Annotated in this window: 16 protein-coding genes; 11 read left to right on the forward strand and 5 right to left on the reverse strand. The window is 67.3% G+C overall.

From position 1 onward, the window contains the following. Positions 1-12 precede the first annotated feature (12 nt). The 7 genes from ACFQ9R_RS22305 to ACFQ9R_RS22335 all read left to right on the forward strand — a co-directional run bounded on the left by ACFQ9R_RS22305 (position 13) and on the right by ACFQ9R_RS22335 (position 7,110). A complete protein-coding gene (locus tag ACFQ9R_RS22305; RefSeq protein ID WP_378992955.1) occupies positions 13-1,215 on the forward strand; it encodes an acyl-CoA dehydrogenase family protein in 1,203 nt (400 codons plus the stop codon). Positions 1,216-1,236: 21 nt separating this feature from the next. Beyond that, positions 1,237-2,895, forward strand: a complete 1,659-nt coding sequence (locus ACFQ9R_RS22310) for a zinc ribbon domain-containing protein (RefSeq protein WP_378992957.1) — start codon at positions 1,237-1,239, stop codon at positions 2,893-2,895. Then, positions 2,892-3,821 carry an alpha/beta hydrolase gene (locus tag ACFQ9R_RS22315; protein WP_378992958.1) on the forward strand — a complete coding sequence of 310 codons (930 nt, stop codon included), beginning with the start codon at positions 2,892-2,894 and terminating at the stop codon, positions 3,819-3,821. Before ACFQ9R_RS22310 ends, ACFQ9R_RS22315 begins: the two co-directional genes overlap by 4 nt. Beyond that, complete coding sequence (locus ACFQ9R_RS22320) at positions 3,822-4,238, forward strand: Zn-ribbon domain-containing OB-fold protein (protein ID WP_067446981.1); 417 nt, start codon at positions 3,822-3,824, stop codon at positions 4,236-4,238. Between the two features lie 17 nt (positions 4,239-4,255). Then, a complete protein-coding gene (locus ACFQ9R_RS22325; RefSeq protein WP_067446979.1) occupies positions 4,256-5,404 on the forward strand; it encodes a thiolase family protein in 1,149 nt (382 codons plus the stop codon). A 64-nt stretch (positions 5,405-5,468) separates the two neighbouring features. Further along, the gene (locus tag ACFQ9R_RS22330) at positions 5,469-6,488 is read left to right on the forward strand and encodes an aromatic ring-hydroxylating dioxygenase subunit alpha (protein ID WP_378992960.1); all 1,020 of its coding nucleotides are present in this window, start codon (positions 5,469-5,471) and stop codon (positions 6,486-6,488) included. A 4-nt stretch (positions 6,489-6,492) separates the two neighbouring features. After that, entirely contained in the window at positions 6,493-7,110 is a 618-nt protein-coding gene (locus tag ACFQ9R_RS22335) for a cysteine hydrolase (RefSeq protein ID WP_067446975.1), read from the forward strand. A gap of 80 nt (positions 7,111-7,190) precedes the next feature. On the opposite strand, the gene ACFQ9R_RS22340 is transcribed toward ACFQ9R_RS22335, so the two are convergent. The 5 genes from ACFQ9R_RS22340 to ACFQ9R_RS22360 form a co-directional block, all read right to left on the reverse strand. After that, positions 7,191-7,493, reverse strand: a complete 303-nt coding sequence (locus ACFQ9R_RS22340; protein ID WP_378992962.1) for a hypothetical protein — start codon at positions 7,491-7,493, stop codon at positions 7,191-7,193. Between the two features lie 8 nt (positions 7,494-7,501). Further along, positions 7,502-9,010 (reverse strand): class I adenylate-forming enzyme family protein, encoded by a 1,509-nt coding sequence (locus ACFQ9R_RS22345; RefSeq protein ID WP_378992964.1) that lies wholly within the window; start codon positions 9,008-9,010, stop codon positions 7,502-7,504. 77 nt (positions 9,011-9,087) lie between these two features. Further along, positions 9,088-10,386 (reverse strand): amidohydrolase family protein, encoded by a 1,299-nt coding sequence (locus tag ACFQ9R_RS22350; protein ID WP_378992965.1) that lies wholly within the window; start codon positions 10,384-10,386, stop codon positions 9,088-9,090. Between the two features lie 54 nt (positions 10,387-10,440). Continuing rightward, entirely contained in the window at positions 10,441-10,587 is a 147-nt protein-coding gene (locus ACFQ9R_RS22355; RefSeq protein ID WP_378992966.1) for a DUF1059 domain-containing protein, read from the reverse strand. A 37-nt stretch (positions 10,588-10,624) separates the two neighbouring features. Continuing rightward, on the reverse strand, positions 10,625-11,845 hold the full coding sequence (locus ACFQ9R_RS22360; protein ID WP_378992967.1) for a CaiB/BaiF CoA transferase family protein: 1,221 nt from the start codon (positions 11,843-11,845) through the stop codon (positions 10,625-10,627). A gap of 169 nt (positions 11,846-12,014) precedes the next feature. Here ACFQ9R_RS22360 and ACFQ9R_RS22365 point away from each other — a divergent pair, with 169 nt between their 5' ends. From ACFQ9R_RS22365 to ACFQ9R_RS22380, 4 genes are read left to right on the forward strand one after another with little or no spacing between them, the layout of a single operon-like run. After that, positions 12,015-13,478 carry an aldehyde dehydrogenase family protein gene (locus ACFQ9R_RS22365; protein WP_378993018.1) on the forward strand — a complete coding sequence of 488 codons (1,464 nt, stop codon included), beginning with the start codon at positions 12,015-12,017 and terminating at the stop codon, positions 13,476-13,478. 52 nt (positions 13,479-13,530) lie between these two features. Further along, positions 13,531-14,379, forward strand: coding sequence for a mycofactocin-coupled SDR family oxidoreductase (locus tag ACFQ9R_RS22370; protein WP_067446961.1), 849 nt, complete (start codon positions 13,531-13,533; stop codon positions 14,377-14,379). 3 nt (positions 14,380-14,382) lie between these two features. Next, entirely contained in the window at positions 14,383-14,574 is a 192-nt protein-coding gene (locus tag ACFQ9R_RS22375; protein WP_378992968.1) for a rubredoxin, read from the forward strand. Beyond that, the gene (locus tag ACFQ9R_RS22380) at positions 14,571-15,839 is read left to right on the forward strand and encodes an NAD(P)/FAD-dependent oxidoreductase (RefSeq protein ID WP_378992969.1); all 1,269 of its coding nucleotides are present in this window, start codon (positions 14,571-14,573) and stop codon (positions 15,837-15,839) included. The genes ACFQ9R_RS22375 and ACFQ9R_RS22380 overlap by 4 nt, the downstream gene beginning before the upstream one ends. Positions 15,840-15,855: the final 16 nt, after the last annotated feature.

Below are 15,855 nucleotides of genomic sequence, written 5' to 3' on the forward strand. Positions count from 1 at the left end.
ACGGAGTAGAACATGAATTTCTCACGAGTCGAACTCTCTGCCGATGACCAGGAATTCCTGGACGGCGCACGAGCCTTTCTCACCACCCATGTCACCGACGAGGTGCGTCGCCGCGATCGCGAGACCGGTGACAACTTCGACGCAGGCGTGCACGAGGCGCTCGGCGCGGCCGGGTGGCTGAAGGCGGAGCTCGCCGACGAAGCGGACGGCGGGCTCAATCGCCTGCGGCGCCGGATGTGGGACCTGGAGAAGCGGCGGGTCCACATTCCCTGGGTCACCTGGGGTACGACCGCGATCGTCTCCAAGTCCGTGCGCAAACATGGTTCGGCCGAATTGCAGGAAGAGGTACTGCCCGGCCTCGAGCGCGGTGAGATCCGGTTGTGCCTGGGATACACCGAGCCCGACGGCGGGTCCGACGTCGCGATGTGCAAGACGCGGGCGGTGCGTGACGGCGACCAGTGGGTGATCAACGGCTCGAAGATGTTCACCACCGGCGCGCACAACTGCCAGTACGTCTTCCTGATCACCAATACCGACCCCGAGGCGTCGAAACACAAGAGCCTCACCATGTTCCTGGTGCCGCTGAACAGCCCCGGCATCGAGATCCAGGGCATCCGCACCGTCGACGGTGATCGGACCAACATCGTCTACTACAGCGATGTCCGGGTCGACGACAAGTACCGTCTCGGTGAGGTGAACGGCGGGTGGGCCGTGCTGATGGGCCCCCTCAACGAGGAACACGGTGTGGTCGGCGCCGATGACGACGGCCTGCAGGATGTCTCGATCCTCATCCACCAGGGCACGATGATGGCGACCTCGGTCGAGAAGGTGGTCGCCATCGCGGCCCGTCCCGGTCCCGACGGGCGTCGTCTGCTCGACGACCGGTCGGTCGGCTATCGCCTGGGCCGCAGTATCGCGCGGATGGAAGCCGCGCTCGCCGCGCCGCACATGTTCGGCCGCGTCGCCATCGCGCAGGCCATGCGCGACATCTCACCCGAGCTGATGGACATCCTCGGCCCCGCCGCCGCGCTGCCGATCGAGACCGAGGGCGCCGCCGACAACGGCGGGATGGAATACATCTACCGCTGGGCGCCGCTGTGCGGCATCTACGGCGGCACGCTCGAGGTGTTCCGCAACATGATCGCCCAGCACATTCTCGGGCTCGGCCGGGCCAACTACTCACTGCCGGCCAAACCCAAGGCGCAGGCGAGCTGATCGCGCTCGGAAGGAGCACCCGTGGCCGAGACCACGCAACGGCCGCCGCCGCCGATCACGCCGGAGACCGCTTTCTACTGGGCCTCCGGCGCTGACGGTCGCTTGCGGATCACCCAGTGCCGCTCCTGCGCGGCGCTGATCCATCCGCCGCAACCGGTGTGCCGGTACTGCCGTGCCGATCAGCTCGAGATCAGCGTGGTCTCGGGATTCGCCACGCTGATCGGTTTCACGGTCAACGAGCGATTCGCGGTGCCCGGGCTGCCCGCGCCCTATGTCGTCGCGCAGGTCGCGCTCGAGGAGGACTCGCGAGTCCGGTTGACCACCAATGTGATCGACTGCGATCCCGCCGATCTCGTGCTCGGCCAACGGATGGCGGTGGTGTTCCAGCAGGCGGGTTCGGCCTGGCTACCGCTGTTCCGCCCGGCGGATCCGGCATCGCCGCCCGCGGCGATGCCGGTGGACCCGATCGACCCGGCCGCCGTGCGCGAGCATGTGCGGCCGATGGCCTCGCGCGAGAAGTTCGAGGACAAAGTCGCCTTCACCGGGATCGGCCGGTCCGAGATCGGGCGGCGGCTCATGGCCGACCCGCTGTCGCTGACCCTGGCGGCGTGCCGGGCGGCGGTCGCCGATGCCGGACTCGACCTCGACGACATCGACGGTCTGTCGACCTATCCGGGGTCGGGAAACTTCGGGCCCTTCTCCGAAGGCGGCGTCACGGCGGTGGAATCGGCCCTGGGCATCCGCCCGACCTGGTACAACGGCAGCGCGGAGACCTTCGGCCCCGGCGGCTCGGTGATCGCGGCGATGCTCGCGGTGGCCAGTGGTCTGGCTCGTCATGTGCTGTGCTTTCGCACGGTGTGGGAATCCACCTACGCCGAACACGTTCGCGCCGGGACGATCACGCCGTCCGGCGGGATCACCGACCCGTGGCTCACTCCGTTCGGCGCGATCTCGGCGGCGCACCTGCTCGCCCAGACCGCGCAACGGCATTTCCACCGCTACGGCACCGATCGGGAGACGCTGGGCTGGATCGCGCTCAATCAGCGAGCCAACGCGGCCCTCGACCCCTCCGCGATCTACCGGGACCCACTGACCATGGACGAGTATCTGTCCGCCCGCACCATCACCACACCGTTCGGTCTCTACGACTGCGACGTGCCGTGTGACGGTGCGGTGGCCGTGATCGTCTCGGCCAGGGAAACCGTCGCCGATCTGGCCCGACCACCGGTCTTCGTCGAGGCGGTCGGCACCCAGATCATCGAACGGCTCGAATGGGATCAGAGCACGCTCACCCACGAACCGCAGGTGCTCGGCCAGGCGGCGCATCTGTGGTCGCGCACCACCCTGGGGCCCGACGACGTGGATGTCGCCGAGCTCTACGACGGATTCACCTTCAACTGTCTGTCCTGGATCGAGGCGCTGGGCTTCTGCGGTATCGGCGAGGCCAAGGACTTCCTCCAGGGCGGCAAGAACATCGCGCGCGACGGAGTGCTGCCGCTGAACACCCACGGTGGGCAGCTCTCGCACGGGCGCACCCACGGCATGGGTTTGATCCACGAGGCGATCACGCAGTTGCGTGGCGGGGCTGGGCAGCGACAGATTCCAGCGGCCCGGGTCGCGGTCGTCAGCAGCGGTGGACTGACTCCCAGCGGTGTGATGCTGCTGCGGGCGGACTCGTGAGCGCCGAGGGCACCGGCCTGCTGCCGGAGCACAGCGCCGTCGACAGCGTCGTCACCAGGGAAGTCGAGGTCGCGGGAATCCGGATGTCGGCGCTGTGCGCCGAGGTCGCCGATCCTCGCGCCGTGCTGGTCGCCGTGCACGGCGGCGCGACGACGGCGCGCTATTTCGATCTACCGGACCGGCCGTCGCTGTCGCTGCTACGGGTCGGCGCCCGACTGGGTTTCACCGTTCTCGCGCTCGACAGACCGGGATACGGCGCTTCGGAACCGTGGGGTGAGTTGTTCGACGAGCCGCAGCGCCGCGTCGACGCGACCTATGCCGCGATCGACGCGCTGCTGGGAACGAGCGAACGCGGCGCCGGGGTCTTCCTCGCCGGACATTCGGCGGGCTGTGACCTGGCCGCGCGGATGGCCGCCGACGATCGGGGCGCCGAACTGCTCGGCCTCGAACTGGCGGGCACCGGTGTCGACAAGCGTCCCGAGGCCATCCGGGTCATCGAAAAGATCCGGAAGACGGGCAGGGCAGGCGGAATTCGCGAACTGCTGTGGTTCCCACAGGACAGCTACCCGCCGGAGGTCCTCGGCGGGCGTTTGCTGACCTCGGGCACGCCGGGCTACGAGGTCGCCGTCGTGCACGACTGGCCGACCGACTTCCCGACGCTCGCCGCCCGGATGCGTGTCCCGGTCCGGGTGACCGACGCCGAGTACGAGCAGGTGTGGCGAACCGACCCGGCTGCCCGCGCCGGGATCGCCGAATTATTCACCGCTACATCACGTTTCGTGAACAACGTGCAATACGGGTGTGGGCACAACCTGAGCGTCGGCTACGGCGCCGCGGCCTATCACCTGGGCCTGTTGTCGTTCGTGGAGGAATGCGCGCTGCGATCGACCCCCGCCCGCTACCGATCAGAAGTCGAGGAACCATAGATGCAACGAATGATCGCTCCGGAAATCTCCAACTGGCCCGCCGAGGAGTTCCACCTCGTCGGCGGATCGTGCACCGACTGCGGTGCGGCGGTGTTCCCGATCCAGGACCTGTGCCCGCGGTGCAGCCGCCCGTCGATCGAACAGATCACCCTGCCGCGCACCGGAACCCTGGTGGCCTGGACCACCCAGGGATTCCTGCCGGGCGCGCCCTATCTCGGGGACGAGACGGCCCGGACCTTCGTGCCCTTCGGCGTCGGGCTGGTGCAGCTCGGTGACGTGATCCGGGTCGAGGCCAGACTCACCGAGAACGACCCGGACAAGCTCGAATTCGGGATGGACGTCGTGCTCACGACCGTTCCGCTCGGCACCGACCCCGAAGGCGCCGAGGTTCTCACCTTCGCCTTCCAACCCGCCTGAGGGACAGGAGTTCTGACATGACCAACGAGGTAGCGATCATCGGCGTGGGGATGCACCCCTTCGGCCGATTCGAGGGCAAGACCGCCATGCAGATGGGCACCGACGCGATCCGGGCCGCGCTCACCGACGCCGGGCTGGAATGGCGCGATGTGCAATTCGCGGTCGGCGGCAGTTGGGAGGTCGCCAATCCCGACGCGATCGTGGGCATGATGGGACTGACCGGTATTCCGTTCACGAATGTCTTCAACGCCTGCGCCACCTCCGCCAGCGCCACCGAAGCCTGCGCCGACGCGATCCGGCTCGGTAAGTACGACATCGGCATCGCGATCGGGATGGACAAGCATCCGCGTGGTGCCTTCACCGTCGACCCCACTCTGGTCGGCATGCCCAAGTGGTACGGCGAGAACGGTCAATACCTGACCACGAAGTTCTTCGGGATGAAGGCCAATCGCTACCTCCACGACCACGGTATCTCTCAGGAGACCCTGGCCAAGGTGGCCGCCAAGAACTACCGCAACGGCGGCTTGAACCCGAATGCCTTCCGGCGCAAGCCGATCAGCGAGCAGGAAATTCTCGACTCGCCGATGTTCAACTACCCCCTGACCCACTACATGTTCTGCGCGCCCGATGAGGGCGCGGCCGCGGTGATCATGTGCCGGGCCGACATCGCGCACCGGTACACGAGCAAACCGATCTTCGTGCGAGCTGTCGAGGTACGGACCCGGACCTACGGCGCCTATGAGGTCAATACGACCTACGCCCCGGTGCAGGAGGATGTCTCGCCCTCGGTCTATGCCGCGCGCAGCGCGTTCGAGTCGGCGGGGGTCTCGCCCGGCGACATCGATGTGGTCCAGTTGCAGGACACCGACGCCGGCGCCGAGATCATCCATATGGCCGAAGCGGGCTTCTGTGCCGACGGCGAGCAGGAACGGCTGATCGCCGAGGGGGCGACCGAGATCTCCGGATCTCTGCCGGTGAACACCGACGGCGGACTCATCGCCAACGGCGAACCGATCGGTGCCTCCGGCATGCGCCAGTTGCACGAGCTCGTCCTGCAACTGCGCGGCACCGCGGGCGATCGGCAGGTCGGCGGTACACCCACAGCCGGGTTCGCCCTGCTCTACGGCGCTCCCGGCACCGCGGGCGCCACCATCGTCACCACATGAACGCGCCGGGCTCGGCCGACCGAGACCGAAATCCTGGAAAGTTGCCCAGCACTGGAGGTTTGCTGTGAAGGTCCCGTTCACCTGGAAGGTCACCGGCTGGTTCATGGTCGGCTGGTCGGCCGAGTTCCCGATCGGGCAGACACGCCCGTTGAAGTACTTCGGCGAGGACCTGGTCGGCTACCGCGACGAGGCGGGCGAGGTACACATCCTGACCGGCCATTGCAAGCATCTCGGCGCCCATCTCGGCCACGGCGGCAAGGTCGTCGGCGACTGTGTCGAATGCCCGTTCCATGGCTGGCGCTGGGGACCGGACGGCCGGAACAAGAACATCCCCGGCGAGGACCGCGTCAACCGTGGTCTGCGTCTGCAGGTGTATCCGGTCAACGAGCAGAACGGGTGTGTGTTCATGTGGCACCACCCGGAGGGAACGCCGCCGCAGTGGGAGATGCCCGACATCCTCACGATGTTCCCCGACCTCGGTTCCGATCCGGACGCCTACTACCGCCCGTACCCGGAGTTCTCGAGCAAGACCGAACGTGAGCCCGTGCACCCACAGGTGGTGCTCGAGAACGGCCCGGACAGTTTGCATTTCGAGTATGTGCACGGCGCGACGGTCACCCCGCAGATGCTGGACTACAGCGCGGTCGACCACACATGGAACTTCCTGACCGGATGGCCGGACGCGCGCAGTGACGACCCGAACAAGATGGCGTTGAAGATCCACGCCCAGATGTTCGGCCTCGGCGGTTCGATCAGCGCGTTCGAGGGGTCATCGAAGCACCGGCTGATCTTCGCGACCACTCCGGTCGACGACGAGTGCTCGGATCTGTTCTATTCGATCTGGTGGCCGAAGAACCCGGGTGACGACGGCGATGTGCCGCCGCCGGAAGTTCGTGCGCGGGTGGAGAAGCAATTCCTGGTGACGGTCTGGGAGGACCTCGACATCTGGCGCTACCAGAAATACGTGGAGAAGCCCCCGCTCTCGCCCAAGGACGCCAAACCGTATCTGTCGCTGCGCCAGTGGGCTGCCCAGTTCTACGACGTGCCACCGGCCGACGCCGCGACAGTATCGTCCGCGCGGTGAGCGGATGAGCGTGCGGTCACTGGCTGATCTGGTGGCCCCGGCCCATACCGCCGTGATCACCCAGGAATGCCAAGGCGCGGTGGTCGGCCCCGCAGCCGGGTTGCCCGCGCTCGCGCGTGAGGCCCGGCGGGCCGCGCTGCCCAATATCGCGACCCTGCTCCCGGCGGCCCGCGTCGCCGGGGTGCGGGTCGTGCACTGTCTGGTGTGGCGGCGTGCGGACGGTCTCGGCTCCAATCACAACGCGAAGTTGTTCGCCCTCGGGCGCCGCGGCGTCGCGGTGACCCCGGGCAGCGAGGGTGCGACCCTGCTGCCCGAACTGGGCCCGGAACCCACCGATCTGGTACTCGGCCGACAGCACGGTCTCGGGCCGATGGGCGGCACCGACCTCGACGCCGTGCTCCGCAACCTCGGTGTCAAGACCATTGTGGTGGTGGGTGTTTCGCTGAACGTGGCGATTCCGAACCTGGTGATGGACGCGGTCAACGCCGCCTACGATGTCGTGTTGCCCCGCGATGCGGTCGCGGGCGTACCCAGCGAATACGGCGAGGCGATCATCGACAACACCTTGTCGTTGATCGCCACCGTCACCACGACCGCCGAGCTGATGGCCGCTTGGCGCTGAGGCAGGCAACCTCGTCGACGACAACAAAACGGCGCTCCAGCCTTCTCTAGGCTGGAGCGCCGTTCGCGTAGGTTGTCCGATCAGTCGCTGGACGGCAGTTGCTTGGCCTCCTTGAGACCGAGCGGGATCTCGTTCACATCGAGGGTGCCTTTGCCCGCTCGCGTGACGAGCAGTTCGGCGCCGGTGTCGTGGACGTAGCGTTTGCCGACCGCGGTGCCGCCGGCGAACGCGGGATCGAGGACCGCCCCGGTGCCGGTCTCGCTGCCCAACGGCACCATCGGGGCACCGCCACAACGCAAGTCGTCGATGGCGTCGGTGGATTTGATGACGATGACCTGTGTTTCACAGACCTGGCTCGTCAGCCGGGTGCCGCTCTTGATCACGATGACTCCTAGAGGATGGACGGGGCGGAGGAGATCTCCTGGATGAGGTTGCGCCGCAGGATCTTGCCGGTCGGCGTGGTGGGAAGGTCGTCGCGGAAGACGACCCGGTCCGGCGTGCGCGACCCACGCAGATTGGCCCGCACATGGGCGCGCAGCAGTTCCGGATCAGGCGTGGCGCCGGGGGAGGCGACGATGACGGCGACGATGATCTGCCCCCACTGTTCGTCGGGCACGCCGATCACGGCGACTTCGCGAACATCGGGATGTTCGACGAGCACGTCCTCGATCTCGGCGGGAGCGATGTTCTCCCCGCCGCGGATGATGGTGTCGTCGGAGCGGCCACCGATGAACAGATAGCCGTCGGCATCGAGCTCGGCGAGGTCCTTGGTGGGGAACCAGCCCTCGGCATCGAGGACGGAACCGAGCTCGGCGTAGACCCCCGAAACCTGCGGTCCCCGGACGAACAACTCGCCGACCGCGCCGGGCGCGAGCACCGCACCGGCGGCGTCGCGGATCTGCAATTCGACACCGGGCACCGCCCGCCCGACCGAGCCGAGTCGCCTGGCGACCGCGGGGTCGTTGGACCCGTAAGCGAGTCGGTGATCCTCGGGGGTCGACACCGCGATGGTCGAACTGGTCTCGGTGAGACCGTAGGCGTTGACCAGGCCGACCTCGGGCAGCAGCTCGAGCACCGCGCGAACCAGCGGCAGCGGCGCCTTGGCGCCGCCGTAGGCCAGGGTGCGCAGCGTCGGAAGTTCGACGCCGGGCCCGGCACGGAGCACGGTGACGATGCGATCGAGCATGGTGGGTACGACCGTGGCGTTGGTGATCTGTTCCTCGCGGACGAGGTCGATCCAGCGGACCGGGTCGAACTGGCGCAGGTACACGGTGCGTCGGCCCGCGTACAGATTCGACAGCGCCGCGCTGACGCCCGCGATGTGATAAGGCGGCACACAGATCAGCGCCGCGTCGCCGGGTTCGGCGGAGGCGAACTCCACGGTGCCCATCACGTAGCCGGTGAGATTGGCGTGCGTCAGTTCGACGGCCTTGGGTCGCGCGGTCGTGCCGGAGGTGAACAACAGCACGGCGACGTCGTCGGGGGAGGCGTCCTGAACTGTGTGCTCCCCGTTGGCGGTCCGGAGGGCGGCGAGGAACAACGCGGAATCGATGACCTGTTTGCCGCAGCCCGCCACCATCTCGAGGTATTCGGAGTCGACAACGATCAGCGGGTTCGGCAGCCGGTCGATCAGGTCGCGCAGGCCGGTAGCGCTGAGGCGGTAGTTCAGCGGTGTGAACGCCACCGCGGCGCGCGCGGATCCGAACAGCAACAGCGGCAGCATGATGCCGCCGGTTCCCACGTACGCGACATGCTCGGCACCGGAGGAACCGATCAGTCCGGCCGCCCGGTCGGCCAGTTCGCTCAATTGCGCCGCGCTCGTTCGCGTTCCGTCGGAGACGACCGCGGCCCGCTCCGGTTCACTGGCCGCGACCATCTCGAGCATTACCGAAATGCTCAATTCATCACCTCATCGATTTCGGAGAAGGATGCGGCCACCCTGGTCTGCATACCGAGGGTGGCCGCGTCGTCGTGCGGTCAGCCCGCGTTCTGGGCGGTAGCCGCTTTGATCTGCGCCGCGAACGCCTCGAGCTTGTCCTCGGATGTGGAGTTCTTGTGCTTGCGGGCCTGCACGCTGACGTCGTGATCGGCCGCGGCCGCCCGCAGCGCGCCGACGGTCGCCTGCTCGCGCGGAATGTGCTGAAACGGGTCGAAGGAGTACCAGCGCATCGCGTTGAGGTGGGTCATCTTGTCGATCTCGTCGTCGGGCACCTGCTCGCGCCCGAGGACCTGCTCGAGTACCTCGGGAGCGTCGGGCCACATGGAATCGCTGTGCGGGTAGTCCATCTCCCACATGATGTTGTCGATGCCGATCTCGTGGCGCAGCCGCACACCGATCGGATCGCTGATGAAGCAGGTCATGAAGTGGTCGCGGAACACTTCCGAGGGCAGCCTGCCGCCGAAGTCCTGCATCGTCCAGGTGGAGTGCATCTCGAAGGTGCGGTCGACGCGCTCGAGGAAGTACGGAATCCAGCCGGTGCCGCCCTCGGACAGTGCGATCTTGAGGTCCGGGTAGTCCTTGACCGGGCGCGACCAGAGCAGGTCCGCCGCGGCCTGGACGATGTTCATCGGCTGCAAGGTGATCATCACATCCGGCGGCGAGTCGACCGCGGGGATGGACAGGCGTCCCGAGGAGCCGATATGGACATTGAGCACGGTATCGGTGTCGACCAGGGCTTTCCACAGCGGATTCCAGAACGGATCGTGGAAGCTCGGGTAGCCGAGCGCGGCGGGATTCTCGCTGAAGGTCAGCGAGTGCACGCCCTTGTCCGCGACTCGGCGGACTTCGGCGGCGCACAACTCGGCGTCCCAGATCACCGGCAGTGCCATCGGGATGAACCGGCCCGGGTAGGCGCCGCACCATTCGTCGATGTGCCAGTCGTTGTAGGCCCGGACCAAGGCGAGGGAGAAATCGGAGTCCTCGGTCGCGAACAGTCGTCCCGCGAAACCGGGGAACGACGGGAAGTTCATCGACGCCAGTACCCCACCCGCGTTCATGTCCTTGATGCGTTCGTGGACATCGAAACATCCGGGGCGGATCTCGTCGAGACCGTCGGGCTCGAGACCGTATTCCTCTTTCGGGCGCCCGGCCACGGCATTGAGCGCCACATTGGGGATGACGGTGTCGCGGAACTTCCAGACATCGGCGCCGTTGTCGGTGCGCACCAATTGCGGCGCCTCGGCGGCGTACTTCGCGGGCAGGTGGTTGGTGAACATGTCCGGCGGCTCGATGATGTGATCATCGACGCTGATCAGGATCATGTCGTTCTTATCCACGATCACACTCCTTAAATGATTACAGTAAGGCTTACAATATAGCTCATGGTCGGTTCAGTAGGCCATGAACAGGATTTGCTCGCGGCTGTATCGGTGGTCGGGGTGCTGCTCGGCGAGATGGCGCTGAGCGGCGGCGACCAGGTCGTCTTCATCGGTTCCGATCAGGAATTCACCGCACGGGCAGCTCAAATGCCGCTTCATGATTCGGCCCCGATCGGCGGCACGGTGCGTTCGGCGGTCACAGGATCGCCCCGCTCTCCTTCGCCGCGATGATGTCGTCCCATTCCAGGCCGAGCTCGAGCAGGATCGTCTCGGTGTGCTCGCCGTACTCGGGGGCCCGGCTCGCCGGTGCGGGCTGCTCGTCGAATTGCACGGGAGCGGAGACGGTTCGGTAGTCGTTGCCCGCGCTGTCGGTGGCTGTCATGAGATAGCCGTTGGCCGCGACCTGGGGGTCGTCGAGAACTTCGCGTGGACTCGCGATCGTCGCCCAGACGCCGGGCTCGTCGGCGAGCGCCTTCTGCCAGTCGGCGAGATCGCGCTCGGCGAAGGTCTTGCGCAGTTCGGCGGTGGCGGCCTCCTGGTTGACGACCAGGTTCGCCAGCGGCACGAACCGCTCGTCGACACCGAGATCGGGCCTGCCGATGCGTTCGCAGAATCCGCGCCAAAAACGGTCGGCTTGCAGGAGTACGAGCTGGACCCAGCGGTTGTCGCGGGTGCGATAGCGGTTCACCGCAGGATTGAGCGCGGTACCCGCCTCGCCGGCCGGAATGCGGTCGATGTCGTAGTAATCGGCTGCGGCGATATCCGGTGCGACGGCCCACATGCCCTGTGCCAGTAGAGAACTGTCGACCAGCGGGGCGTGTCCGGTGCGTTCGCGGTGGAACAGCGCGGCGGTGACGCCGCCGGCCAGCGTGATGCCGCCCTGGAGGTCGCCGAAGGCGGGTCCCTGGGCCATCGGGAATTCGGAATTCGTCGGCGTCAGCGCGTACGCGACGCCTGCGCGCGCCAGATAGCTCGCCGCGTCGAAGCCGCCGCGGTCCTTCTCCGGGCCACGGCTGCCGTGGCCACTGCCTCGGACGATGATGACGTTCGGGTTGAACTCGCGGATCTGCTCGACGGTCAAGCCGGCTCGCTCGAGTGGCGCGGGGAGCCAATTGGTCAGGAAGACATCGGCTCCGGCGATCAATCGGCCGAGGATCTGCCTGCCCTGGGTGGACTTGATATCGACGCCGATGCTGCGTTTGCCGTGGTTGCCGAGCTCCATCATGAAGTTGGCCCGCACCTCGGTGCCGGTGCCGTCGAGGCCGCCGATGGTCAGGTTGCGGCACGGATCGCCGCCGTTGGTGTCCTCGATCTTGATGACATCGGCGCCCCAGTCGGCCAGCGCGGCTCCCGCGCTGGGCACGTAGGTCCACGATGCCAATTCGACCACTGTGACGCCACTGAGCAAACCGGACATCGGTGCTCCTCTCCCGCAATTGATACGTGTCGTGAAGTACTATACGGTAATCATTACAGTTACTCATCCAGGATGGCCATCGGGAGGCAATGTGAGCGACATCGTCGAAGAGCGGACGACGCTGAGTCCGGAGTGGGGCCGTCAGGCAGCCGCCGAGGCCGAATTCCGCATGCTCATCGACGGTGAGCTGACGGCAGCGGCGTCGGGCGCATCGTTCGACAATCGCAGTCCGGCCACCGGGGAAGTGCTCGGCACCACCGCGGCGGCCGACGAACAGGACATGCTGCGCGCCATCGCCGCCGCTCGCCGGGCGTTCGACGACACCACATGGTCGACCGACCGGGACCTGCGCCGCCGCTGCCTCGAACAGCTGCAGCGCGCGTTGGAGTCGGAGCTCGAGCTATTCCGCACCGAACTCGTCGCCGAGGTGGGTTGCCCGGTGATGACCACGCAGACAGCGCAACTGGAGTGGCCGCTGGCGGAAGCGCTGCGGTACCCGGCGGGCCTGATCGACGAGTTCGAGTGGGAGCGGACTCTCGCGGGCGGCGGCGTCTTCGGCGATCGCAACCGGCGCATCGTCGTACAGGAACCGGTGGGTGTGGTCGCCGCGATCTGCCCGTCGAACTTCCCGCTCGAGGTGATCCTCAACAAGCTGGGACCCGCGCTGGCCGCCGGAAACACCGTCGTGCTCAAACCCGACCCGAACACCCCGTGGAACGCGACCAGGCTCGGTCGGTTGATCGCCGAGCACACCGACTTCCCGCCGGGCGTCGTGAATGTCGTGACGACACCGTCCAACGAGGTGGCCGGACTCCTGGCGAGCGACCCCCGCGTCGACCTCATCTCGTTCACCGGTTCGACCGGCGTCGGGCGCACGCTGATGCGCCAGAGCGCGGGCACGATGAAGCGGACCTTCCTCGAACTCGGCGGAAAGTCCGCGCTCGTCGTGCTCGACGACGCGAAGCCCGAACACGCGCTGCGCAGCGCGGTGGGGGTCTGTGTGCACGCGGGCCAGGCGTGCGCGGCGACGAGCCGGATGCTGGTGCACCGCTCGATGTTCGACGACATGGTCGCGGCGGTGGGCGCGATGTTCGCGACGGTGCCGGTGGGCGATCCGGTGCTGCCGCAGACGCTGGTCGGCCCGGTCATCAGCGCGGCCCAGCAGACCCGGGTACTCGATATGTGCGAGCGGGCGATTCGCGACGGCGCGCGGCTGGTCACCGGTGGTGGCTTGCCCGCCGATCTGCCCGCCCACCTCGCCGGTGGCCACTTCGTCGCTCCGACGGTGTTCGTGACCGATGATCCGAACTCGGCGATCGCCCAGGAGGAGATCTTCGGTCCGGTCCTGGTGATGCTCGCGTTCGACGACGACGACGAGGCGGTGCGGATCGCCAACAACAGCGCCTTCGGCCTCGCGGGCGCGGTGCTGTCACAGTCCGACGAACGCGGTATGGGCATCGCCCGTCGACTCAGGACCGGTGCGGTCGGCGTCAACGGCGGCATGTTCTACGGCGCCGACGCGCCGTTCGGCGGCTACAAGAACAGCGGCGTCGGTCGCCAGTGCGGCATCGAGGGTTTCCAGCAATACCTGGAGACCAAGACCATCGGCTCCCGGACGCCGCGACAGCGTTGAGTCGCTGTCCGGCAGAGCAATTCACCATCGAAGTACTGAAAGGTTGTCACCAGTGGGAAAATTGGACGGCAAGGTCGCGGTCATCTCGGGCGCGGCGCGAGGGCAGGGACGTTCGCACGCGGTGAACCTCGCCGCCGAGGGCGCGAGCATCATCGCCTTGGACATCTGTGCCGACCTCGAAGGCAACACCTACCCGCTCGCGCGGCCCGAGGACCTCGAGGAGACGGGCAGGCTGGTCGAGAAGGAAGGTGCGCGTTTCCATCCGGTGGTCGTCGATGTGCGTGAGCGTGGCGCCGTCTGGCAGGCGGTCGCGCAGGGGGTCGAGGCGCTGGGACGGCTCGACATCGTGGTCGCCAACGCGGGCATCGCCCCGCTGGGCAGCGGCCAGACCATGCAATCCTGGTCGGACACCATCGACACCGACCTCGTCGGTGTGTTCAACGTGGTGCAGGCGAGCCTGCCGCATCTCGGTGCCGGGGCGTCGATCATCGCCACCGGTTCCCTCGCCGCGCAGCTGGGGAGCTCGACCAAGCAGGGACCGGGCGGCTCCGCCTACAGTCTCGCGAAACAGGTTGTCGCGCACTACGTGAACGACCTGGCGGTCCAGCTCGCGAAGAAGTCCATTCGGGTCAACGCGGTGCATCCCACCAATGTCAATACCGACATGCTGCACAACGAGGGTATGTACAAGATCTTCCGTCCCGATCTCGAGGCGCCGACTCGCGCCGATGCCGAGGTGGCGTTCCCGGCGATGCAGGCGATGCGCGTGCCGTACATCGAGCCGCAGGACGTCTCCAACCTCGTGGTCTTCCTCGCCTCCGAGGACTCGCGCTACATCACCGGCAGCCAGTTGCGGGTGGACGCGGGTGGTTTCGTCAAAGCCGTGCCCTGGGGGAAGTGAGCGATGAGCGACACGACGACGGTGTACAAGCTCTACCGCTGTGTCATCTGTGGATGGGAGTACGACGAGGAACTCGGCTGGCCCGACGACGGCATCGAACCCGGCACCCGCTGGGACGACATCCCCGGGGACTGGACCTGCCCCGACTGCGGCGCCGAGAAGGCCGAGTTCGACATGGTCGAGGTCGATCGGTGACGATCGCGCGACACGGCCGGGCGGTGATCGTCGGCACCGGTGTCGCCGGCGCCAGCGCGGCCGAGACGCTGCGCAAGGAAGGGTTCGCCGGATCGGTCGTGCTGGTCGGCGACGATCCGGCGGCGCCGTATCGTCGCCCGATGGTCTCCAAGGAACTGCTGTCCGGCTCGGTCGGCGAGGAGAAAGCACGGCTCAAGCCCGCTGCGTTCTGGACGGACAAGTCGATCGAGCTGCGCACGGGTGTGACCGTGCTTTCCTTCGACACCGCCTCGGCCTGTGTCGAGCTCGACGACGGCGACCAGCTCGGCTATGACGCGCTGATTCTCGCGACCGGGGGCAGGCCGCGACGGCTGGACCTGCTGCCCGAGGCCGAGACGCTCCGGCACCTGCACGACGCGGCCCGACTGCGGCAGATCCTCGATCGCGTCGGCGCCACCGGCGCCGTACCGAGTGTCCTCGTCGTCGGCGGCGGACTGGTCGGTCTGGAGGCGGCGGCCGCGGTACGTACTTTCGGCGCCGACGTCGTGGTGTTGGAGGCCGCGGACCGGGTGCTCGGACGGGTGGTGCCGGCCGAGGTCTCGGCGAGCTATGAGCGTCTGCACCGGGATCGAGGGGTCTCGGTGAACACGGGAACACGGCTCGCGGCCGCGCACAACGAGAACGGCCGGACCCGCGTGTTCGCCGAAGACGGCCGGGAATGGGTCGCCGACGTGGTGATCGGCGCGGTCGGCATGACCCCTGATACCGAACTGGCGGTCCGCGCGGGCCTCGCGGTCGATGACGGCGTCGTCGTCGACGAGTTCGGGGCGACCTCGGCACCCGGGGTGTACGCGGTCGGTGACGTCGCGCGGCTGCCGAACCGCATTCTGGGTGGTACCGACCGGATCGAGCACTGGAATCACGCGCAGGCCCACGGCGCGGCCGTCGCGCACACGGTATTGGGCGCGAGGGTGCCCTACGAAGAAGTTCCGTGGTGTTGGACCAACCAGTTCGGTCGCAACCTCCAGATCGCGGGCTGGCCGGGGTACGGCACGGAGACAATCGTCTACGGCGACCTCGATGCCGGGCCGTTTCTCGCGCTGACCCTGGTCGAGGATCGCCTGGTCGGAGTGCTCGGTGTCGGTAGGCCCAAGGACGTCCGCGCAGCCCAGACCCTGATCAAGAACGGCCCGTATCTGCCGAGAGCCGCGCTCGCGGCAGACAACCTCGATTTGGTGGAGTTGGCCTCGGCGCCAGAGCAATTCGCCGCATCAGCGCGGGAATAGGCGCTCGTACAGCTCG

Origin of the sequence: Nocardia sp. NPDC056541, from assembly GCF_042794235.1 — a bacterium.
Classification (GTDB): Bacteria; Actinomycetota; Actinomycetes; order Mycobacteriales; family Mycobacteriaceae; genus Nocardia.